A 21051-nucleotide genomic window follows, 5' to 3' on the forward strand; every position below is an offset into this window, starting at 1 on the left:
TGTGTACGTCATGAGCAAGTTGCTGTCCGCCGCCGAGCGGATCGCCGAGCAGACCGTCGGGAACACCCCCACCCTCTGGGTGGACGAGGGCCCCGGCACCGGCTACTGGGCCAAGCTCGAAGGCTTCAACTTCGGCGGCATCAAGGACCGTGCCGCCCTCCACATGGTCGAACAGGCCCGCCGCCGCGGCGATCTGCGGCCCGGCGCCCCGATCGTCGAGTCGACCTCCGGCACCCTCGGCCTGGGCCTCGCTCTCGCCGGCGTGCTGCACGGCCACCCCGTCCATGTCGTCACCGACCCCGGCCTGGAGCCGATCGTCGAACGGATGCTCGTGGCGCACGGCGCCCAGGTCCATGTCGTCGACGAGCCGAGCCCTCAGGGCGGATGGCAGCAGGCCCGGATGGACCGGGTCGCCGAGCTGCTGCTCGCGCTCGACGGGGCGTGGTGGCCGAACCAGTACCAGAACCCCGACAACCAGCGGGCGTACACGGGTCTCGCCGCCGAGCTCTCGGAGCAGCTCGACCGGATCGACGTGCTGGTCTGCGCCGTCGGCACCGGCGGCCACTCGGCCGGCATCTCCCGCGCGCTGCGCGCCACCAGCAGTCCCGCGCTCGAACTCGTCGGTGTGGACTCCATCAACTCCACCGTCTTCGGACTCCCGGCGGGGGAGCGGCTGATGCGTGGCCTCGGCTCGTCCATCCGCCCCGGCAACGTGGACCACGACGCCTTCGACGAGATCCACTGGGTCGCGCCGGCCGAGGCGGTCCGGGCCGCCCGGGCGCTGGCCGCCCGTCAGTTCGCCACCGGCGGCTGGAGCGTCGGCGCGGTCGCGCTGGTCGCGGGCTGGCTGGCCCGCAGCCGGCCGCGCGGCACCCGGATCGCGGCGGTCTTCCCGGACGGGCCGCAGCGCTACTTCGACACCGTCTTCAGCGACGAGTACTGCGCCGCGCACGGGCTGCTCGACGGCCCGGTGCGCGAGGAGCCCGTCGCGTACGACGCGACCGGCGGCGCGGTCACCGGCTGGACGCGGCGCGCCCTGGACCGGAAGGGGCCGCGCTGATGCGCCGTATCTGGCGGCAGAGCCGCAGCTTCGACCCGGCCGTCCGGCTGCTCTTCCTCAACCAGCTGACCATCAACCTCGGCTTCTACATGCTGATGCCGTACCTCGCCGCGTACCTCGCGGACGGGATCGGCATGGCGGCCTGGGCGGTCGGGCTCGTCCTCGGCGTCCGCAACCTCTCCCAGCAGGGCATGTTCCTGGTCGGCGGGGCGCTCGCCGACCGGTTCGGCTTCAAGCCGTTGATCGTCGCGGGCTGCGCGCTGCGCACCGTCGGCTTCGGCGCGCTCGCCTTCGCCCAGTCGCTGCCGCTGCTGATCGCCGCCTCGGCGGCGACCGGGCTCGCGGGCGCGCTGTTCAACCCGGCCGTGCGGGCCTACGTCGCGGCGGAAGCCGGGGAGCGGCGGGTGGAGGCGTTCGCGCTGTTCAACACGTACTACCAGGCGGGCATTCTGTTCGGGCCGCTGGTCGGGGTGGCGCTGACCGGGGTGTCGTTCCGGCTGACCTGCACGGTGGCGGCGCTGCTGTTCGCGCTGCTGACGGTGGTGCAGCTGCGGCACCTGCCGGGCCGGGCGAAGACGGCCGGGCAGGAGGCGGCGGAATCGGAGGCGTCAGAGGCGTCGGAGGCGTTGCCGTCGAAGGCGTCGGTGGCCGAGCGGGGCGGTGGCCGGGGGCAGCTGCGGGCGGTCCTCGCGAACCGTTCCTTCTGGCTGTTCTCGCTGGCGATGACCGGCTCGTACGTGTTGTCGTTCCAGATCTACCTGGCACTGCCGCTGGCGGCGGACGGCACGACGGCGACGACCGCCCTGTTCGTGGTCTCGGCGCTCGTCACCCTCGGCTTCCAGCTGCGGATCACCGACTGGTGCAGGCGGTGGCTCACCCGGACCCGCTGCCTGGTCCTCGGCCTGGCGCTGATGGGCACGGCGTTCCTGCTGCCCGCGGCGCTTCCGGGCCCGGCGGGGCCGCTGCTGTGCGCGGCGGTCCTGGCGGTGGCGAACGCGGTGCTCTACCCGTACGAGATGGACACCGTCGTCGCGCTCGCCCGGAACCGGTGGGTGGCCACGCACTACGGCCTCTACAACACGGTCTGCGGCATCGGGATCACCCTGGGGAACCTGGGCACGGGCGTCCTGCTCGACGCGACCGGGGTCGGCTCGCCGCTGCCGTGGCTGGTGATGTGCGCGGTCGGCGCGGGCTGCGCGGGTGCGGTGGCGTTGCTGTCGCGCGGCGGGCACCTGGCGGCGCCGCCGGAGCCGAAGGGGGCGGCGGTGGCCGCGACCGGCTGAGGGTGCGGTCGTTCAGCGGTGCATGCGGTCGTCCGGGGGCTTCGCTTCCCCCGGACGGCCGACGGCGGGTCGCCGCAGGGCGCGGCTCCGGCCAGCCTGAGTGGGGCGGAGTACCGTCCGCACCCCAGGCGGACCGGCAGGGAGACCACAGGTGGGGCGACGAGATGCGGACGACGGGCCGGGCCCGGGGAGGGACGCGGCGGCGGACGACCCGAAGCCTCCGGGAGCGCGGCGGTTCGTGCGCGCGCTGCCCGCGCTCCTCATCGTCGGCGGCGCCGCCTTCGACCTGTCCACCCCGCCGGAGTACACGGCCGCCCCGTTCTACTCCGCCGCCCCGCTGATCGCCGCCCCGTTCTTCTCGTTCCGCACGACGCTGCTGACGGCCGTCGTCGCCGTCGTGATGAGCGTCGCCCTGCACACGTACAACGACACGGCCACCGACGTGCCCGCCATCATCGAGACCCTCACCGTCCTGACGGTCTCGGCGCTCGCGCTGCTGAGCAACCGGGTGGTGCGGCGCGGCAGCAGACAGCTGGCGTCCGCGCGGGTCATCGCCGAGACCGCGCAGCGCGCCGTGCTGCCCACGCCCGCCGAGCGGATCGGCGGGCTGCACATCGCGGCGCGGTACGAGGCGGCGCAGGCGGACGCGTTCATCGGTGGTGACCTGTTCGCCGTCCAGGACACCCCGCACGGGGTGCGGCTGGTCGTCGGCGACGTACGCGGCAAGGGGCTCGACGCGGTCGAGGCGGTGGCGGTGATCATCGGTGCCTTCCGGGAGGCGGCCGAGCAGGAGGCCGGCCTGGACGGCGTGGCGCAGCGGCTGGAACGGGCGCTGGCCCGGGAGGGGACCCGGCGCGGCGGCGGCCTGGACGTCGTCGAGGGCTTCACGACGGCCGTGCTCGCGGAGATCCCGCGCGGCGTCGACCGGGTACGGATCGTCAACCGAGGGCACCCCGAGCCCTTGCTGCTGCACACGGACGGGGGAATGGAGCGGCTGGTCCCGACCCGGGCCGCGCTGCCGCTCGGCATGGGCGACCTCGCCGCCTGGCCGGACCATGTCGACGAACGGCCCTGCCCGCCCGGAGCGACGCTGCTGTTCTACACGGACGGGCTGTCCGAGGCGCGCGGCGCGGACGGCGAGTTCTACGATCCGGCGGAGCGGCTGGCCGGGCGGCTCTTCCCGGGGCCTGACGAACTCCTGGACGCACTGGTCGACGACGTCCGGCGGCACACCGGGGGCGGATCGACGGACGACATGGCGCTGCTGGCGGTGAGCCGGCCGGCGGCGGGCCAGCCGGAGCGGCGCCGGACGATCCCGGTGGTGCCGTGACGATGGGTAGTTGCGGGATCTCGGAGAGATAACGGCTGACGCACCGTCAAGAGCAGAAGGTCCCGGCCGCACCCTGTGAGGCGCGGTCAACTCGCCCGTTTCCACCCCGTTGTGGCTGGTTAAGTCCAGGCCAATGGCGTTAACGATCAACAGGAACAGCTTGGAATCGGACCCCGGTGTCTATTAACGTTCGATAACGCAGCGCGGTCGCCCAGCCGTCGTCAGAGACGGCACCGCGCGCGTGCGCCGAATCCCGAAAGGGAACCGGGGAACCACCACTTGGGGTGAATCGGGTCGAACCTGACCCGTAGGAGACCTTCCTGCTCCGAACCCGTCAGCTAACCCGGTAGGCGAGAAGGAAGGAAAGGAGTGCGCCTCCGTGGCGTCCAACCCTGCTGCTCCCGAGACCCACTTCGACGCCTATGGCGCCCCGATGACTGGGGGAGGCGAGTATGCGGAGGAGTGGAACCCCAGCGAGGAGTCGCTCCGTCCGGTCCGCGGCCGGCACCGCGTCGTCAAGCAGCGCAGCATCGCCCGTAGTTCCACCGTCCTCGGCGTCGGCGTCATCGCGGCCGTCGGCGCGGGTGGCATCGCCACCGCGCAGGACAAGCCCCCGGTCGCCATCTCGCTGCCGGACATGGACGTGCCCGGGGTGGATCTCCCCGAGGCCAAGGACCTTCCCGGCGTCGGCGGCCTGATCTCCGGCGACGACGAGACCGGCGACCGCAGCAACCTCGAACCGCTCAACGCCTCCCTGGCCCTGCCCGCCGCCGACGGGGAGCAGGCCTCCGCAGAGGCGGGCGGCGCGGGCGAGGCCCTGCGCGCCCGAATCCTCCAGCAGGCCGAGCAGCAGCAGGCCTCCGCCGACGCCGAGGCCAAGGCCGCGGCCGAGAAGGCCGCCGCGGAGAAGGCCGCCGCGGAGGCGAAGGCCCAGCAGACGGCCGCCGCGAAGGCCGCCGCCGAGGCGAAGGCGAAGGCCGAGGCGGAGGCCGCGGCCAAGGCCGAGGCGGCCCGCAAGGCGGCGCTCGCCGCGGCCTACGCGCTGCCCACGTCCTCGTACTCGATCACCTCGACGTACGGCGAGGCCGGCTCGATGTGGTCCTCCGGCTACCACACCGGCCTCGACTTCGCGGCGCCCACGGGCACGCCGGTCAAGGCCGTGCACGGCGCCACCGTGAAGTCGGCCGGCTGGTCCGGCTCGTACGGCTACCGGATCGTCCTGGAGCTCGCGGACGGCACCGAGGTCTGGTACTGCCACCTGTCGTCGATGACCGTCGGCGTCGGCCAGTCCGTGGGCACCGGCGACACCATCGGCCGCGTCGGCGCGACCGGCAATGTCACCGGCCCGCACCTGCACCTCGAGGTCCACACCCCGGGCGGCTCGGGTATCGACCCGGCGGCCTGGCTGCGGGACAAGGGCCTGTCGGTCTGACGGACGAGGCCCCTCGATCCGACGCTTGACGCAGGACGCCGACCGGACAACCGGTCGGCGTCTTCTGCGTCTTCCGTGTCTCAGGTGGGTGGGCACTCAGCCCCGGTACGGGTTCGGCGTCGCGTAGTCCCGGTGAGGCGGCGGGGTCCAGGCGCGGCCAGTCGCCCGTGCCGCGTACGTGAGCGCCGGCGAGGCGACCGCCTTGCGCTGCCACAGGTGGTGCAGCAGTTCCTGCTCGCGCGCCGGGAAGTCCGGGTCCGCCGCCCCGCGGTGGGCCCGGTCGCGCAGGAACGCCAGGGTCGTCGCGAACGCCTCGTACTCGCCGACCGCCCGCGCCGCGTCGGGGCCGTACGTCCGCGAGGCGAAGGCGCGGGCCATCGCGCGGGCCCGCATCGAGGAGAGCGCGAGCGGTTCGGCGGGGGCGAGCCACCCGGCCGCCGCGTACGCCGGGAGCCGTCCGGATATCGTCCGCAGCTCGCGCTGCCGGCTCCACACCGCGAGCCAGGTCAGCAGGGCGAAGGCGGGCACCATGAACGCCCCGTACACGGCGTAGAAGCCCCACGGGCCGAGGACGGACGAGCCGTTCCACACCGCGTGCAGCCCCATCGCCAGGAGCAGCCCGCCGAGCGGAGGCAGCACGCGGCGGGCGCGCCGGCCGCGGGCGGCGGACGCGGCGAGCCCGAAGCCGATGCCGGTGAGCACGGTGAACAGCGGGTGCGCGAACGGCGACATCACGATCCGTACGAAGAAGGTCCCGACGGTCGCGGAGCCGATGCCGGTGGCCCCGAACTCCTGGTCCTCGCCGAAGGCGCTGCCGAGATAGAGGATGTTCTCGGTGAACGCGAAGCCGGTCGCGGTGAAGCCGGCGACGACCACGCCGTCGACCAGGCCGGTGAAGTTCCGGCGGCGGAAGAGGAAGAGGAGCAGCACGGCGGCGGCCTTGGCGCTCTCCTCGACGACCGGGGCGACGACGGTGGCGCCGAGGGTGTCCGCGTCGGAGGCGTCGGCGGTGGCCGAGGCGATCCAGCGGACCGCGAAGGAGTTCGCCAGGATCGCGACGAGGGCGGCGGCGCAGGCGCCCCAGGCGAACGCGAAGAGCAGGTTCTTCCACGGGCCCGGCTCGACCCGGTCGAGCCAGCGGAACACGGTCATCAGCAGCGGTACGGGCAGGACGGCCAGGCCGAGACCGACGAGGAGGCCCTCGGTGCCGGTCTCCTCGCGGACCAGCGCGAGGATCACCAGGCCGCAGAGCGCGAGCACCGCGAAGACCGCGGCGGCGCGCAGCACCCGACGGCGCCCGAGCGAGAGCCGGGGCCGGTAGCGCCACTGGGCGCGGTCCTCCGGAACGCCGGTCGGCGCGGCGGCGGGCGGTACGGGATGGCTCGGCGCCACCGGATGGTTCGGCACCCCTCGACCGTAGCCGGGGGGTGCGGGGCGCCGCGTGCTACTTCGCGTTCCGGCGGAACAGCAGATCGTGGACGACGTGGCCCTTGTCGAGGCCCTGGCCCTCGAACCGGGTGAGCGGCCGGAACGCGGGGCGGGGCGCGTAGCCGCCGTCGGCGACCGTGTTCTCGAAGTCGGGGTGCGCGGAGAGCACCTCGAGCATCTGCTCGGCGTACTCCTCCCAGTCCGTGGCGCAGTGCAGGACGGCGCCGGGCTTCATCCGCGTCGCGACGAGGCTGAGGAACTCGGGCTGGATGAGGCGGCGCTTGTGGTGGCGCTTCTTGGGCCAGGGGTCCGGGAAGTAGACGCGGACGCCGTCGAGGGCGTCGGGGGCGAGCATCTCGCGGAGCAGGATGATCGCGTCGCCGTTGGCGACCCGGACGTTGTCGAGGCCGTTGCGGTCGGCGAGACCGAGGAGGTTGCCCTGGCCGGGGGTGTGGACGTCCACGGCGAGGATGCCGGTCTCCCGGTCGGCGCCGGCCATCTGCGCGGTGGCCTCGCCCATCCCGAAGCCGATCTCCAGGACGACGGGGCGGCCGTCGAACATCGCGCCGAGGTCCAGGACGCGCTTGCCGTCGATGTCGAAGCCCCAGTCCGGCCAGCGCTTCAGCATCGCCTCGGCCTGCCCGGCGGTCACCCGGCTGCGGCGCGGCTGGAAGCTCCGGATCCGCCGCTCGTGGTGCGACCCGGCGGGGTCGGGCGCGGGGCCCTCACCGGGCGCGAACATACGACTGCCGCGGCGGGCGGGAGCGGGGGCGGTTTCACGAATCTCAGACACAGTGCGTTCCATGGTACGGCGCGCCCCGTCGTGTCCAGGCGCCCCGCGGGGGCGGCGCACACCCGCGCCGCCCTGCGGGACGATTGCCCACACGGCGGTGGGGGTGGGCGCTACAGATGCTTCAGTGCGCGGGTGGCGATCTCGCGGCCGATCGGGAGGGACGCCGTCGCCGCCGGGGACGGGGCGTTCAGGACGTGGACGGTTCTGGGGGACTCCTGGATGAGGAAGTCGTCCACCAGCGTGCCGTTCCTGAGGACCGCCTGCGCGCGGACGCCCGCCGGCGCCGGGCGGAGGTCGGACTCCTCCACCGACGGCAGCATCCTGCGGACCGCCTCCGTGAAGGCCCGCTTCGAGACCGACCGGCGCAGTTCGCCTGCCCCGTACCGCCAGTGCTGCCGCGCGATCTGCCACGAGCCCGGCCAGGCCAGCGTGCCGGCCACGTCGCCGGGGCGGACGGTCGTCCACCCGTAGCCCTCGCGCGCCAGCGCGGGCACCGCGTTCGGCCCGACGTGGACGCCGCCGTCGACGCCGCGCGTCAGGTGGACCCCGAGGAACGGGAACGCCGGATCCGGCACCGGGTACACCAGGCCGCGCACGAGCGAGGGCCGTGCCAGGTCGTAGTACTCCCCGCGGAAGGGCACGATCCGCATCCCCGGGTCGTCGCCCGCGAGCCGCGCCACCCGGTCGCAGTGCAGGCCCGCGCAGTTCACCAGGACCCGGGCCCGGACGATCCGCCCGTCCGCCGTGCGGACCGCCACGCCCCACGGCCGCCGGTCGACCGTGACGACCTCCGCGCCGTACGCGATCTCCGCGCCCGACGCCTCCGCGAGCTGCGCCGCGACCGCCCCGTAGTCGCACACGCCGGTCGTGCCGACGTGGATCGCGGCGATCCCGCGCACCCGCGGCTCGTACTCGCTGATCTGCGCGGGCCCCAGCTCGCGCACCGGGATCCCGTTCTCCCGGCCGCGCTGGACCAGGGCGTGCAGCCGCGGCAACTCGTCCCGCCCGGTGGCGACGATCAGCTTTCCGGTGACCTCGTGCGGGATGCCGTACTCGGCGCAGAACTTGACCATCTCCGACGCGCCCGCGACGGCGAACCGTGCCTTCAGGGAGCCGGGCCGGTAGTAGATCCCGCTGTGGATGACCCCGCTGTTGCGCCCCGTCTGGTGGCGCGCCGGGGCGAGCTCCTTCTCCAGGACGGTGACGCGTGTGCCCGGCCGCGCGCGCGTCAGCGCGTACGCCGTCGACAGACCGACGATTCCGCCGCCGACGATCAGCACGTCACAGTCGAACGTGTACCTGGACCCGGACACCAGTGCCACCTCCCACCCCGATAGTGCACTGGCCCACTGACATTCCCGTTAAACGCCCACCCGGTGGGACGCGTGTCACGCCGACGCTTCGGTTGGGGGCCGGGGCCTCACGCCGGCGCCATCAGCAGCGGCCGGGCCCGCTCCCGCAGCTCCATCACCCGCGGCTCGTCCCCGTACGGCTCCAGGCGGTGCAGCAGGTCCCGTACGTACTCCGTGGTCCTGGCCGACGAGATCCGACCTGCGACCTCCACCGCCCGCACCCCCTGCGCGCAGGCCGCGTCCAGGTTCCCCGACTCCAGCTCGGCCACCGCGCTCACCACGAGACGGAGGCCGTGCGAGCGCACGAACTCCTCCGTGGGCCGGGACAGCGCCTGCTCGGTGAACCGCCGCACCTGCCGCGGCGCCTTCAGGTCCCGGTAGCACTCGGCCGCGTCCGCCGCGAACCGGTCCTCCGAGTAGAAGCCGAGCCAGGACGGGTCCGCGTCGCCGGCCCGGGAGCGCTCCAGCCAGCCCTCCGCCGCTTTCAGGGCCGTGCCGGCCGCCGCCGCGTCGTTCGCCTTCGCGTGCGCCCGCGCCTCGACGAGCCGGAAGAACGACATGGTGCGCGCGGTCGCCAGGCCCCGGTTGCGCTCCAGGGCCGCCTGGGCGAGGTCCACGCCCTCGTCGGCGAAGCCCCGGTAGGTGGCCTGCAGCGACATCGAGGCGAGCACGTACCCGCCGAGCGGGACGTCGGCCGCGGCGCGGGCGAGCCGCAGCGCCTGGATGTAGTACCGCTGCGCCGCCTCCTGCTGCCCGGTGTCGAAGGCCATCCAGCCGGCCAGCCGGGTCAGCTCGGCGGTCGCGCCGAAGAGGGCGCGGCCGACCTCGTCCGAGTACGAGCCGAGCAGTAGCGGCGCCGCGTCCACCCGGAGGCACTCGGGCACCATCGAGGAACGCCAGTCGCCGCCGCCGTACTTGGAGTCCCAGCGGCGGGCGTCCTCGGCGGCCTCGCGGAGCTTGGCGACGTCGCTGTGGCCGACGCGGGCGTGCCCCTCGTCGGCGCTCTCGGGCGGGCCGCTGCCGCCGCCGGTGGTGCCGTTCGAGATGCCGTTTCCGGCCGCCGGGGCGAGCCGCTCCACCGAGGAGTCGGCGGGGGTTATCAGCCAGCGGGAGGCCGGGGTCGCGTACGCGCTGACCGAGAAGGATCCCGCCAGCGACTGCCAGATCCCGCCTCCGCCGCCGCGCCGACCGGCGAGATCCAGCCGGTACAGATCCGTCGCGGAGCGGACCGCCTCGCCCACGTCCCGCGGGAAGGCGAGGCCCACCTCCGGCGCCGGGTCGGCGTCCGCGAGCCCGATCTCGTGGAGGGGGACGGGACGGCCGAGCTTCTGCCCGATCGCGGCGGCGATCAGGTGTGGGGCGGCGCCCTGCGGCACCATGCCCTTCGACACCCACCGGGCCACCGACGTCTTGTCGTAACGGAGCGTCAGGCCGCGCTGCGCACCGAGGTCGTTGACGCGCCGGGCGAGCCCGGCGTTGCTGATTCCCGCGAGGGCGAGAACCGTGCCGAGCTTGTCGTTCGGCCCGCGTTGTTCCCTGGACATGCGTCACCCCTCGACACACCGACGGCCGCCGCACCGCCCGGCATAGGCGTGCGGCATTCGTAAACCCAGCGTAGTTCGCCGCATCCCGACCGTTAAGAGGCGGTGTTCCCTATGGCGGGATTGTGGTGCGTACGGGGGGATGGCGGAGGCTCGGCGGCCGGTCCTTGTGCTCCGGGTGTGTGGCCGTGCGCCCACCCGTGCGCTCTCGTCCGGTGTCGGGGGGAGCGCTTCCATGGGTGATGCGTGGGTCGGCCCGCTGCGCGAAGCGGCAGTGGGCTGGGGGATACCGCCGCCCCAATCCCCGCGGGCGGCGGACGGGTCCGGGAGGCGAGCGGCGCCTCCCGGACTGTCACCGGGTGCCGGGTGCGGCAGCCTGACGCAGGGCGACACGCCCGAACCGTCCCGTGCCGAGATTGGCCGAATGACGACGGTTCGTCGCACTGGTGTCGACCGTCGGCAACTGGCCAATGCCAGGGGCGCATTCGCGTTTTGCGTGCGCGACCCGGAGCCGCTCCCGCACGCCGTTTGTCGTGGCAGCATGTTCTCCACTGGACGCGACGAAAGTTGTCCACAGTCTGTGGAGGCAGCGATGCGGTGGCTGGTGGGCTGGAGCAGTATCGCCGCGCGCTTCGGTACGCGTACGCGGGTCGGTCCGGCGGGCGGCCCGGACGCCGCGGGCGCGTACGGCGACGAGTCGGAAGGGCTCACCCTCCACCCGGTCGGCGCCCAACTCCTGTGGGGCGACCCCGATCCGCTCTGGGCGGTCGGCGACTGGCGCCCCGACGAGGTCCGCGTCGTCTCCGTCGACGCCGACACCCGCCTTGCGGTGCTGGGCTGTTGCGCGGCGAGCGACGAGCAACTCAAGGTGGCGCTCTTCGCGGCGCGCGGCGGGGCGCTGCGGCACCTCACCGCCTGGGCGGGCAGCTACACCGTCGTCGTGCAGGCCGGCCGCCGGATCACCGTCACCGGCGACCTCGCCGGTGCGCGGCCCGTCTTCCACACGCCGTGGGCCGGCGGCACCGCGTACGCCACCGCCGCCCTGCCGCTCGCCGACCTCATCGAGGCGCAGCTCGACATCGGGCACCTCGCCGCGCTCCTCGCCTGCCCCGAGACCCCTGAGGCGCTGCGCGACTCCACCCCGTACGAAGGGGTCCGGCGCATCCCGCCCGGCCACGCGCTCGTGCTGCGCGAGGGCTCGCGCGAGATCACCGGGTACGAGCCGGTCGCCTCGCTCGCGGTCGCCGCCCCCGAGAAGGACCCCCGGCAGGCTGTCGACGGGGTGCGGGACGCGCTCGTGGAGGCCGTACGGGCCCGGCTCACCGCGCCCCGGCACGCGCCCGAGACCCTGCCGCCGGACCCGGGGCCGGTCCCCGGCATGGGCCCGGCCGAACGGCGGGCCGCCCGCGGCGCCGGGCCCGCGCCCGGCATCGGCGCGGACCTGTCGGGCGGCAGCGCCTCCGGCACGCTCGCGCTGCTCGCCGCCGGGCTGCCGGGCGTACCCGGCACGATCCTCGGCCACGGCACCGGCGCGGGGGAGCGGCTGCTCGCCGTCACCTTCAACGACCTGGCGACCCGGGGCCGGGAGGACGAACTGGAGCGGGCCCGGGTCATCGCGGCGAACCCGCGGCTGCACCACGTCGTCGTCGCGGCGCGCGAGGAGGCGCTGCCGTACGCCGAGTTGGAGGGCCCGCTCACCGACGAGCCGGGTCCTTCGCTGGTCACCGCGGAGCGGCACCGGCGGCGGCTCGGGGCCGGCAGCGCGGACCACTTCACCGGGCTCGGTGCCCGGCAGGTCCTCGACGCGCACCCGGCGCGGCTCGCGGACCTGCTGATGGACCGGCGGCGCAGGTCGCTGGTGCGGCCGGTGACCGCGCTGGCGAAGGCGACCGGCGCGTCGGCGGAGGCGCTGCTCGTGCCGCTGACCGTGTACCGGGCGGCCCGCCGCCTCGCCCGTACGCCGTACCGCACCGGACTGGAGACGGCGGCGGCCGGCCTGCTGGAGGCGAACCGCGCGACCGTGCCGGCCCAGGGCCCGCTGGGGGCCTCGCTCGCGGCGTTGACCTGGTCGCGGCCGGGGCCGGCGGCGCGCTGGCTGACGGGGGAGGCGCTCGCCGAAGTATCGGTTCGGCTGAACCGGGCCGCGACGTTGCCGACGTCCGTGCAGCGGCCGGGCGAGTCCCGGGCGCGGGCCGCCCTTGCCCGGGCGGCGGCCGACCACCGCGTCCTGGAGCAGGCCGCGGAGATCCGCAGCCAGCGGCTGCACGCGCCGTTCCTGGACAACCAGGTCGTCCGGGCCTGCCGTGAACTCCCCGAATCCCTGCGGGTCCAGCCGGACGCGCGGGCGACGATCCTCCGCTCGGTCCTCGCCGGCGCCGGCATCCACGACCTGCCGCCCGGCTGGGGCGCGGCGGCCGGCGGCGCCGCGCCGGCACGGGCGGGCCTGCGGGAAGCCCTCCCCGAGCTCCTGGCCCTCTTCACCGCCCCGCTCCTCGCCGACGCGGGCCTGATCGAGGCCCGCGTGGTCCGCCGCGCCCTACGAGCCGCCGCCGACGGCGAACCGGTCCCGCTGGACGGCCTCGCCGACCTCGTCTCCACCGAACTCTGGCTCCGCCGCCTCCTCGCCCGCCGCGGCACCTGCTGGACCGGCACAGCGGCCCCCCGCCTGCGCGCGGTCGCGGGCGGGGTCCCGACGCGGGCGTCGTTGGGGTAGGCGGCGTACCGAGGCGGCGAAACCGCGAGGCGGCGAAACCGCGAGGCGGCGAAACCCCGAGGCGTACGCGGAGGTCCCCGGGGACAATGACCCGGTGCGGTATCTCATCCTCGGTGTGACCGAAGCGCGTGACAGTCAGGGCGCACCCCTTCCCCTCGGCGGGCCCCGTGTCCGGGCGGTGCTCGCCGCGCTCGCGTACCGCGCCGGGCGGACCGTGTCCGTCGTCGAGCTGATCGACGACGTGTACGGGGACGAGCCGCCGTACGACGCGCCCGCCGCGCTCCAGGCCCTCGTCGGGCGGCTCCGCCGGGCGATCGGGAAGGAGGCCGTCGAGGCCACCCCCGGTCCCGGCTACCGGCTCGTCGCCGCGCGCGAGGACGTCGACCTGTACGGCTTCGAGCGCGCCCTCACCGACGCGTCCGCCGCCCTCGACGCGGGCGACGCCGTCGCCGCCGCGACCGGGCTCCGTACCGCGCTCGCCCTCTGGCGCGGGCCCGCGCTCGCCGACCTCGCCGACCGCAGCGCCGCCGTCCGGCCCGAGGCGCGCCGGCTCGAGGCCGTACGGCTGCGGGTGGAGGCCGACCTGCGGCGCGGCGCCGCAGACGGGCTCGTACCGGAGCTGACCGAGCTCACCGACGCACACCCCTACGACGAAACGTTCCGCGCCCAACTCGTCCGCGCCCTGCGCGCCGAGGGCCGTACCGCCGACGCCCTCGCCGCGTACGAGGACGCCCGCCGCACCCTCGCCGACCGGCTCGGCGCCGACCCGGGGCCGGAACTGCAGGCCCTGCACCAGGAGTTGCTGAACCCGGATCCGGCGCCGTCCTTCGCGCCCGCGCCCGGACCGGCCGCGCCCGCCGACGGCCCCGCGTACGAGCCCGGCAACATCCGGGCCCGGCTCACCTCCTTCGTCGGCCGCGAGCCCGAACTCCACGCCATCCGCGCCGACCTCTCCCGCTCCCGCCTCGTCACCCTCACCGGCCCCGGCGGCTCCGGGAAGACCCGGCTCGCCGAACAGGCCGCCGGGCCCACCGCGTGGCTCGCCGAACTCGCCCCGCTCGACGACCCCGACGCCGTCCCCGGCGCCGTCCTCTCCGCGCTGCGGCTCCGCGAGATCAACCTGATCACCCGCGAGGGCCAGCCGCTCCAGGACAACCCCACCGCCGCCCTCGTCGAGCACCTGGCCCGCCGCCCCCTCCTCCTCGTCCTCGACAACTGCGAGCACGTCGTCGACGCCGCCGCCGCCCTCGCCGAGACCCTGCTCACCCACTGCCCCGATCTCCGCATCCTCGCCACCAGCCGCGAACCGCTCGGCGTCCCGGGCGAGGCCGTTCGCCCCGTCGAACCCCTCCCGCCCGCGCCCGCCCACCGGCTCTTCGCCGAACGCGCCCGCGCAGTCCGCCCGGACTTCGACCCGGACGAGGACCCCGCCGCCACCGACGAGATCTGCCGCCGTCTCGACGGCCTGCCGCTCGCCATCGAACTCGCCGCCGCCCGGCTCCGGCTGCTCTCCCCGCGCCAGATCGCCAACCGGCTCGACGACCGCTTCCGCCTGCTGTCCAGCGGCAGCCGCACCGTCCTGCCCCGCCAGCAGACCCTCCGCGCCGTCGTCGACTGGTCCTGGGACCTCCTCGACGACGCCGAACGCACCCTGCTGCGCCAGGTCTCCGTCTTCGCCGGCGGCTGGGACCTCGCCGCCGCCGAGGCGCTCACCCCCGACGCCGCCGGCCCGCTCGGCGCCCTCGTCGACAAGTCCCTCGTCGTCGCCGCGCCCGCCGACGGCGACGGGATGCGCTACCGGCTCCTGGAGACCGTCCACGAGTACGCGACCGAGCGCGCCGCCGAGACCCCCGCCGTGCTCGCCGCCGCGGAGGCCGCCCACACCACCCACTTCACCGCCCTCGCCGAGACCGCCGAGCCGCGGCTCCGCTCCGGTGACCAGCTCCCCTGGATCGACCGGATCGAGACCGACCTCGACAACATCCGCGCCGCCCTGCACCGCACCGTCCTCACCGACCGCGACGAACCCGCCGCCCTCCGGCTGGTCTTCGCCATGGGCTGGTTCTGGTGGCTGCGCAACTACCGCCCGGAGGGCGTCGCCTGGGTCGACCGCGCCGTCGCGCTCGGCGACGACCCGGCCGACCGGGACGACCCGCGTTACTGGCCGCGGATGCAGCTGCGGATGATGCAGTTCTTCCTGGCCGTGGAGAGCCACCTCATCAGCGACTACCGCGAGGACCCGGAGCTCGTCGCGCTCGTCGCCCGGGTCCGCGCCGCCTTCTCCGAGCCCGGGCCGCAGGCGGCCCGCTTCCCCGGCCTGCTCTGGCCGTTCACCGCCTACCTGACGGACAACCCGTCGGGCGTGCGCGGCCTCCTGGACATCGCCGTCGACAACTGCCGCCGGTACGGCGGCGAGTGGGAGACCGGTGTCACCCTGATGTTCCGTACCCACATGGCCATCGACATGCCCGGCGGCATGGACGGCATCGACGACGACCTGGTCGAACTGCGGGCCCTGTCCCGCCGGGTCGGCGACCGCTGGATGAGCGCCCAGGTCGCCAGCGCCGCCGCCGAGGCGCACATGATGCGCGCCCGGTACGAGGACGCCGGCGCCGCGTACGAGGAGGCGCTCGGCTTCGCCCGCGAGGTCGGCGCGCACGCCGAGGCGCCGTTCCTGCTCGCGCGGCTGGCCGAACTCCGCTACCGGGCCGGCGACACCGAGGCGGCCGTGAAGGGCCTCGCCGAGGCCGCCGCCGAGGCCGAGCGGTACCACGTCAACGAGTCCCGGTCCTACGTCCTGTTCATGCGCTGCGCCCTCGCCATGGACCGCGGCGACGTCGCGGAGGCCCGGGCGCATCTCGACGTCGCCATGGAACTGATGGCCGTGGGCGCCGCGCCGCCGCACTTCGGCGCGGCGGTCATGGGGCTCGACGCCCGGGTCCGGGCGTTCGAGGGCGAAGGGGCGGCGGCCGTCGCGCAGGCGGCGGAGGCACTGCGCCTGGCACACGAGGCGCAGTGCGTCGACGTCATCATGGTGCACCTCACCGAGGTCCTGGCGACGGCGCTGCTGCTCGCCGGGGCGGCCGGACCCGCGGCACGGGCGATGGGCGCCGCCGCCACGCGGCGCGGCACGTTCCCGCTGTCGGCTCCGGAGCGGCGGGATCTGGAGTTCCTCGCCGGTCGGGGGCGGGACGCGCTCGGCGAGGAGCGGTACGCGGCCGAGCACGCGGCGGGCGCGGAACTGGACGTGGAGGCGCTGCTCGCCCTCGCGGCCGGCTTCGCCCCGGAGGGCCGAGGCCGGGGCGGCGACGAACCGGCCGTCAGGAGCAGCTGATCCGGGAATCCGCCCAGTCGGCGATCGCCGCCCGCCCGAACGGCGTGTGCGGCTCGACGACCAGGGTGATCGTGCGGACCCCGGACAGCGGCACGTGCACCGGGACCGGCGGGTCACCCGCCTCGACGACCTTGGACCGCCAGACCCGCTTCCCGTCCGCGAGGACCACGAAGCGCACCCCGCCGACCCCGAGGTCCGCGCTCATGTCGTCGATGCCGGCCACCGCGTCGTAGCTCCTGCACTGCCGGTTGAGATCGATGACCAGGGACGACGGCGCGTGCACGCTGACGCCGTGGGCGTACCGGGTGCCGCCCATGTACAGGCCGGTGCGCTGCCACATCCAGCTGCTCTCGCCGAGTCGCACCTCGGGCTTGGTGCCGTCGCCGAAGGTGCCGTACTCCAGCTGGCTGATCCGGTAGTCGGCCGGCGCGGGCTTCGGCCTGGGCTTGGGCTTCGGGGTGGGCTTGGGGGTCGGCGCGGGCTTCGGGACCGGCTCGGGCGCCGGCTTCGGCGGGGGAGTCGGGGTGGGCGTCGGCTTGGGCTTCGGGGCCGGTTCCGGGGCCGGGGGCGGCGGCGGGATCGGGGTGGGCTTCGGGGCGGGCGCCGGCGGCGGTACGGCGGGGGCGGCGGCCGGCGGGGTCGGCCGGGGCTTGGCCACCGGCTCCTGCGGGTCACCGGACAGCGCCCAGACCAGACCCGCGGTCGCGGCGACGGCCACCGCGGCGGCGATGCCGGCCTTCGCGGGGGCGCCGAGCCCCTCGGCCGCCGCGGCGGACGAGGCTCCGGCGGTCGTCGACGAACCGGACACGGCCCCGGTGGCGGCGGCCGCCGCACCCGCGCCGGTCGCGCCCACCACACCGCCGACCACCACGCCGCCGGCCTTGAGCGCGTACCCGGCGGCGAACCAGCCGATGACCGCGATCGGCAGCAGCGCCGGGATCCCGGCGTTGACGTGCTCAAGCTCGCCCGCCGCCACGCGGCACTTGGCGCACTCCTCCAGGTGCTTGCGCAGGCCCCGTTCGGCCCGCATCCGCAGCCCGCCGCGCGCGTAGGCGCCGAGCCGGTCCGCGTACCGGGCGCAGTCGCCGCCCGCGGTGAGCGCCTGGCTGACGTGCGCCTGGAGGTAGGCCTGCTTGAGGCCCTCGCGGGCCCGGCTGGCGAGCACGGCCGTGGCGTTCGGGGTCAGCCCGAACAGCGGCGCGACCTCGCTCGGCGACTCCTCCTCGACGGTGGTGTGCCACAGCACGGCCTGCCAGCGCTCCGGCAGCGACCGGAAGGCCTGCAGGGCCAGCGACTGCTCGGCCTCGTGCATGGCGCGGACGTCGGCGCCCAGGTCCATCGTGTCCTCGTCGGAGACCTCGGAGGCGCGCGCGGCCTGCGCCGCGAACACCGCGAAGTCGTCGACCAGGTGCTCGCGCCGCTGCGTCTTCGTCCAGTTCGCCGCGACCCGGCGGACGGTCGTCATCAGGTAGGCGCGGACGGCCTGCTCGGGCCCGGCGCCGCCGCGCACCGCCTGGAGGGTGCGGGCGAACACCTCGGCGGTCAGGTCGTCGGCGGTGTGCGCGTCGCGGCAGCAGGTACGGGCGTAGCGGCGGACGGCCTCGGAGTGCCGGCGGAACAGTTCCTCGTACGCGCTGTCGTCGCCGGCCCGCATCCGCTGGATCAGTTCGGCGTCCGCGGGCGGCAGGTCGAGCGGCGGCGGCAGGACGGATCCGCCGCCGGCGGCCTCGCGCTGCGCGGGCACGCTCGCGTCGACCGGTTCGGTGGGCTCGGCGGGGTGCTCGGCTCGCCCGGCCGCGTTGCCGGAGGGTGTGCCGGTGGAACCCAGGGGGCCGCCCTGGCTCGGCACCTGCCGGGAGGGCAGCCCGCCGGGCTCCGTCTCCGTGCCGCCGTGATCGCCCTGTGGCTCGTCCCGACCCTCACCGCTCATCGCGGAAGCCCCCGTTTGCACGCTCAGACCCGAACACCGGCCAAGAGTGCCACAGGGCGTGCTTACGCCGAGCCTCCGCGTCGGTCAACCACTCGTCCGGGGCGACTTCGCGGGTAAGGGCGTAACCGATCACTCGTTCGTGAAATGCTCAACGATCCGAGTGACGCGTGAGGTTGACGGTACGGTCGGCCGAACCGGCCGAACGAGGCCGGAAGCGGCACACGCCGCCCCGGCCCCGGTCACGTACCGATCGGGCTCAGGACGACGGCCGCGAACGCAGCCCCTCCAGCAGGATGTCCAGGAGCCGGGACGAAGCCGCCGCCTGCTGCGCCGCGTCCGGCAGCGACGGCGCCGCCGTGGCTATGACCAGCAGCACGTCCGCCACCGTCACGTCGACACGCAGCTCGCCCGCCGCCCGTGCCCGGTCCACCAGTTGACCGACGACCTCCAGGAGCTCCGAGGCCCCCGCGTCGTCCTGCTCGACCGGCGGGGCCGTACGCGGCGCGACCACGCGCAGCTCGGGCTGCCCGACCGCCGCACCCCGCTGGGCCGGCACCCGCGCCTCGTCCTCCGCCTCGGCGGCCGGACCACCCAGCGGCTCGTCCCCGTCCACGCCGACCCGCAGCACCTGCGGGGGCAGCAGCCGCCCCGCGCCCGACGCCACCGACGTGCGCAGGAACCGGGACAGCGCCGACCACGGCTCGTCCTCCTGCCCGAGAGCCGTCCGCGCCTGCTCCGTCAGCCGGGAGGTCTCCTCCTCGGCTATCCGCCGCACCAGCACGTCCTTGCTGGGGAAGCGCCGGTAGACCGTGCCGACGCCGACGCGCGCCCGCCGCGCCACGTCCTCCATCGGAGCGCCGTAGCCCAGCTCGCCGAACACCTCGCGCGCGGCCCGCAGCACGTGCTCCAGATTCCGCTGCGCGTCCACGCGCAGCGGAGCGGCACGGCCCACCGGACCCGCGGTCCCGCGTCCGTTCGTCGCGATGCCGTCCGTCGGCGAAGCGACGACGGCCTGCCAATGAGAATCCTGAATGTGCATAAGCGTTCCCCCGCTCATGATGTCTCCCCCCGGAGACTCCCCGCCCTGACTCGCCGGGGATCGGTCCCGTTGCTCAGGTCTTCGTACACCGACCCGACACCCCGACGAGGTACGAACATAGTTGAGTTGCGAGCAATTCAGAAGGGGCCGTTCCGTACGGTGCGCCCCCCGATCGGAGCAAGGGCCGGAACACTCCCGATTCTGACCCCTGCACTCACCCCCCACCCCTATGGTGACCTGCGCACTTCCGCGTGTACCGACCTCGTGCGCCACCCCACGCCCCCGTACCCCTCCGGTCACATGATTTGTCGGGCCTGTGGACAAACCACGGACGGCGTTGCGTCATGGGACGGTGACCGAACCTGCGCGCATTCTCGTTGTCGGCGGTGGCTACGTCGGGATGTACACCGCGCTGCGTCTGCAGCGGCAGCTCAAGGCCGAGCTGAGAGACGGTGCCGTCGAGATCGTGGTGGTCACACCCGAGCCGTACATGACGTACCAGCCGTTCCTGCCGGAGGCGGCGGCCGGCTCCATCTCGCCGCGCCACGTCGTCGTGCCGCTGCGCCGCGTCCTCGACAAGTGCCGGGTCCTCATCGGCGAGGTCCACTCGATCGAGCACGCCAAGCGCACCGCGACGCTCTCCACCCTCGCCACCGAGGAGGAGGGCACCGGCAACATCCAGCTCACGTACGACGAACTGGTCATCGCCCCCGGCTCGATCTCCCGCACCCTGCCCGTCCCCGGCCTCGCCGACTACGCCATCGGATTCAAGGCAGTCGAAGAGGCCATCGGGCTGCGCAACCACGTCATCGAGCAGATGGACATCGCGTCCTCCACCCGCGACCCGGCCCTGCGCGACGCCGCCCTCACCTTCGTGTTCGTCGGCGGCGGCTACGCCGGGGTCGAGGCGCTCGGCGAGTTGGAGGACATGGCCCGCTACACGTCGCGGTACTACCACAACATCAAGCCCGAGGACCTGAAGTGGGTGCTCGTCGAGGCGTCGAACCGGATCCTGCCCGAGGTCGGCGAGGAGATGGGCAAGTACGCCATCCGTGAGCTGCGCGCCCGCAACATCGACGTGCGCCTGGAGACCCGCCTGGAGTCCTGCGCGGACCGCGTCGCCGTCCTCAGCGACGGCACCCGCCTCCCGACCCGGACGGTCGTGTGGACCGCCGGCGTCAAACCCGCGCCGGTCCTCGCCGACACCGACCTGCCGCTCAACGAGCGCGGCCGGCTCAAGTGCACGGCGAAACTCACCGTCGAGGGCGTCGAGCACGCCTGGGCGGCCGGCGACGCCGCCGCCGTCCCCGACGTCACCTCCGACGAGCCCGGCAAGGAATGCGCGCCCAACGCCCAGCACGCCGTCCGCCAGACCAAGGTGCTCGCCGAGAACATCGCCGCCTCCCTGCGCGGACAACCGCTCAAGGAGTACGCCCACAAATACGTGGGTTCGGTCGCCTCGCTCGGCCTGCACAAGGGCGTCGCCCATGTGTACGGACGCAAGCTCAAGGGCTACCCTGCCTGGCTCATGCACCGCGCCTACCACCTGAGCCGCATGCCCACCTTCAACCGCAAGGCCCGAGTGCTCGCCGAGTGGACCCTCGCCGGGCTGTTCAAGCGGGAGATCGTCTCTCTCGGCTCCCTCGAACACCCGCGCGCCGAGTTCGAACTCGCCGCCGCACCTCCGAAGAAGGCGTCCGACAACGGCCCGGACAAAGGCCCCGCCGACGGCCCGAAGAAGGGCCCGGCGTCCGGCTGACCCCTTGTCAGTGCGCTCGGTCACACTGGACGTGTGACCATAGGTGGGCTCACACCT

At 74.6% G+C, this 21051-nt stretch carries 13 protein-coding genes and 1 riboswitch; of the genes, 7 read left to right on the top strand and 6 right to left on the bottom strand.

Annotated features, from left to right (window positions below):
• Positions 1-10 precede the first annotated feature (10 nt).
• The 4 genes from R2D22_RS19615 to R2D22_RS19630 all read left to right on the top strand — a co-directional run bounded on the left by R2D22_RS19615 (position 11) and on the right by R2D22_RS19630 (position 5105).
• Positions 11-1060 (top strand): PLP-dependent cysteine synthase family protein, encoded by a 1050-nt coding sequence (locus R2D22_RS19615; protein WP_318105286.1) that lies wholly within the window; start codon positions 11-13, stop codon positions 1058-1060.
• Positions 1060-2343 (top strand): MFS transporter, encoded by a 1284-nt coding sequence (locus R2D22_RS19620; RefSeq protein ID WP_318105287.1) that lies wholly within the window; start codon positions 1060-1062, stop codon positions 2341-2343. Before R2D22_RS19615 ends, R2D22_RS19620 begins: the two co-directional genes overlap by 1 nt.
• Before the next feature lie 151 nt (positions 2344-2494).
• Positions 2495-3673 (top strand): PP2C family protein-serine/threonine phosphatase, encoded by a 1179-nt coding sequence (locus tag R2D22_RS19625; protein WP_411977047.1) that lies wholly within the window; start codon positions 2495-2497, stop codon positions 3671-3673.
• 234 nt (positions 3674-3907) lie between these two features.
• A riboswitch (cyclic di-AMP (ydaO/yuaA leader) is annotated at positions 3908-4041 on the top strand.
• 11 nt (positions 4042-4052) lie between these two features.
• Entirely contained in the window at positions 4053-5105 is a 1053-nt protein-coding gene (locus tag R2D22_RS19630; RefSeq protein WP_411977048.1) for a M23 family metallopeptidase, read from the top strand.
• 96 nt (positions 5106-5201) lie between these two features.
• On the opposite strand, the gene R2D22_RS19635 is transcribed toward R2D22_RS19630, so the two are convergent.
• From R2D22_RS19635 to R2D22_RS19650, 4 genes are all read right to left on the bottom strand, one after another.
• Positions 5202-6512, bottom strand: coding sequence for a PrsW family intramembrane metalloprotease (locus tag R2D22_RS19635; protein ID WP_411977049.1), 1311 nt, complete (start codon positions 6510-6512; stop codon positions 5202-5204).
• Positions 6513-6549: 37 nt separating this feature from the next.
• Positions 6550-7275 (bottom strand): tRNA (guanosine(46)-N7)-methyltransferase TrmB, encoded by a 726-nt coding sequence (gene trmB, locus R2D22_RS19640; RefSeq protein ID WP_318109875.1) that lies wholly within the window; start codon positions 7273-7275, stop codon positions 6550-6552.
• 161 nt (positions 7276-7436) lie between these two features.
• Positions 7437-8639, bottom strand: a complete 1203-nt coding sequence (gene lhgO, locus R2D22_RS19645) for an L-2-hydroxyglutarate oxidase (protein WP_411977050.1) — start codon at positions 8637-8639, stop codon at positions 7437-7439.
• A gap of 107 nt (positions 8640-8746) precedes the next feature.
• Positions 8747-10222 (bottom strand): NsdA family TPR-like regulatory protein, encoded by a 1476-nt coding sequence (locus R2D22_RS19650; protein ID WP_318105289.1) that lies wholly within the window; start codon positions 10220-10222, stop codon positions 8747-8749.
• 589 nt (positions 10223-10811) lie between these two features.
• Here R2D22_RS19650 and R2D22_RS19655 point away from each other — a divergent pair.
• Both R2D22_RS19655 and R2D22_RS19660 read left to right on the top strand, forming a co-directional pair.
• Positions 10812-12932, top strand: coding sequence for an asparagine synthase-related protein (locus tag R2D22_RS19655; protein ID WP_318105290.1), 2121 nt, complete (start codon positions 10812-10814; stop codon positions 12930-12932).
• A 94-nt stretch (positions 12933-13026) separates the two neighbouring features.
• Positions 13027-16266, top strand: a complete 3240-nt coding sequence (locus R2D22_RS19660; RefSeq protein WP_318105292.1) for an AfsR/SARP family transcriptional regulator — start codon at positions 13027-13029, stop codon at positions 16264-16266.
• Here R2D22_RS19660 and R2D22_RS19665 read toward each other — a convergent pair.
• Positions 16253-18196, bottom strand: a complete 1944-nt coding sequence (locus R2D22_RS19665) for a sigma-70 family RNA polymerase sigma factor (RefSeq protein WP_318105293.1) — start codon at positions 18194-18196, stop codon at positions 16253-16255. The genes R2D22_RS19660 and R2D22_RS19665 overlap by 14 nt on opposite strands.
• A gap of 256 nt (positions 18197-18452) precedes the next feature.
• Complete coding sequence (locus R2D22_RS19670) at positions 18453-19235, bottom strand: TetR/AcrR family transcriptional regulator (protein ID WP_318105295.1); 783 nt, start codon at positions 19233-19235, stop codon at positions 18453-18455.
• Between the two features lie 400 nt (positions 19236-19635).
• Between R2D22_RS19670 and R2D22_RS19675 the strand changes: the two genes are divergently transcribed.
• A complete protein-coding gene (locus tag R2D22_RS19675) occupies positions 19636-20994 on the top strand; it encodes an NAD(P)/FAD-dependent oxidoreductase (RefSeq protein ID WP_411977151.1) in 1359 nt (452 codons plus the stop codon).
• The last annotated feature ends 57 nt before the right edge of the window (positions 20995-21051 follow it).

It is taken from the genome of Streptomyces sp. HUAS YS2 (assembly GCF_033343995.1).
GTDB lineage: Bacteria > Actinomycetota > Actinomycetes > Streptomycetales > Streptomycetaceae > Streptomyces > Streptomyces solicathayae.

Bases quoted from the DNA above. Each gene is read 5' to 3' on its own strand.
- R2D22_RS19615 (WP_318105286.1), top strand. From the start codon at position 11: ATGAGCAAGTTGCTGTCCGCCGCCGAGCGGATCGCCGAGCAGACCGTC.
- R2D22_RS19620 (WP_318105287.1), top strand. From the start codon at position 1,060: ATGCGCCGTATCTGGCGGCAGAGCCGCAGCTTCGACCCGGCCGTCCGG.
- trmB (WP_318109875.1), bottom strand. From the start codon at position 7,275: ATGTTCGCGCCCGGTGAGGGCCCCGCGCCCGACCCCGCCGGGTCGCAC.
- R2D22_RS19650 (WP_318105289.1), bottom strand. From the start codon at position 10,222: ATGTCCAGGGAACAACGCGGGCCGAACGACAAGCTCGGCACGGTTCTC.
- R2D22_RS19655 (WP_318105290.1), top strand. From the start codon at position 10,812: ATGCGGTGGCTGGTGGGCTGGAGCAGTATCGCCGCGCGCTTCGGTACG.
- R2D22_RS19665 (WP_318105293.1), bottom strand. From the start codon at position 18,196: ATGAGCGGTGAGGGTCGGGACGAGCCACAGGGCGATCACGGCGGCACG.
- R2D22_RS19670 (WP_318105295.1), bottom strand. From the start codon at position 19,235: ATGCACATTCAGGATTCTCATTGGCAGGCCGTCGTCGCTTCGCCGACG.
- R2D22_RS19675 (WP_411977151.1), top strand. From the start codon at position 19,636: ATGTACACCGCGCTGCGTCTGCAGCGGCAGCTCAAGGCCGAGCTGAGA.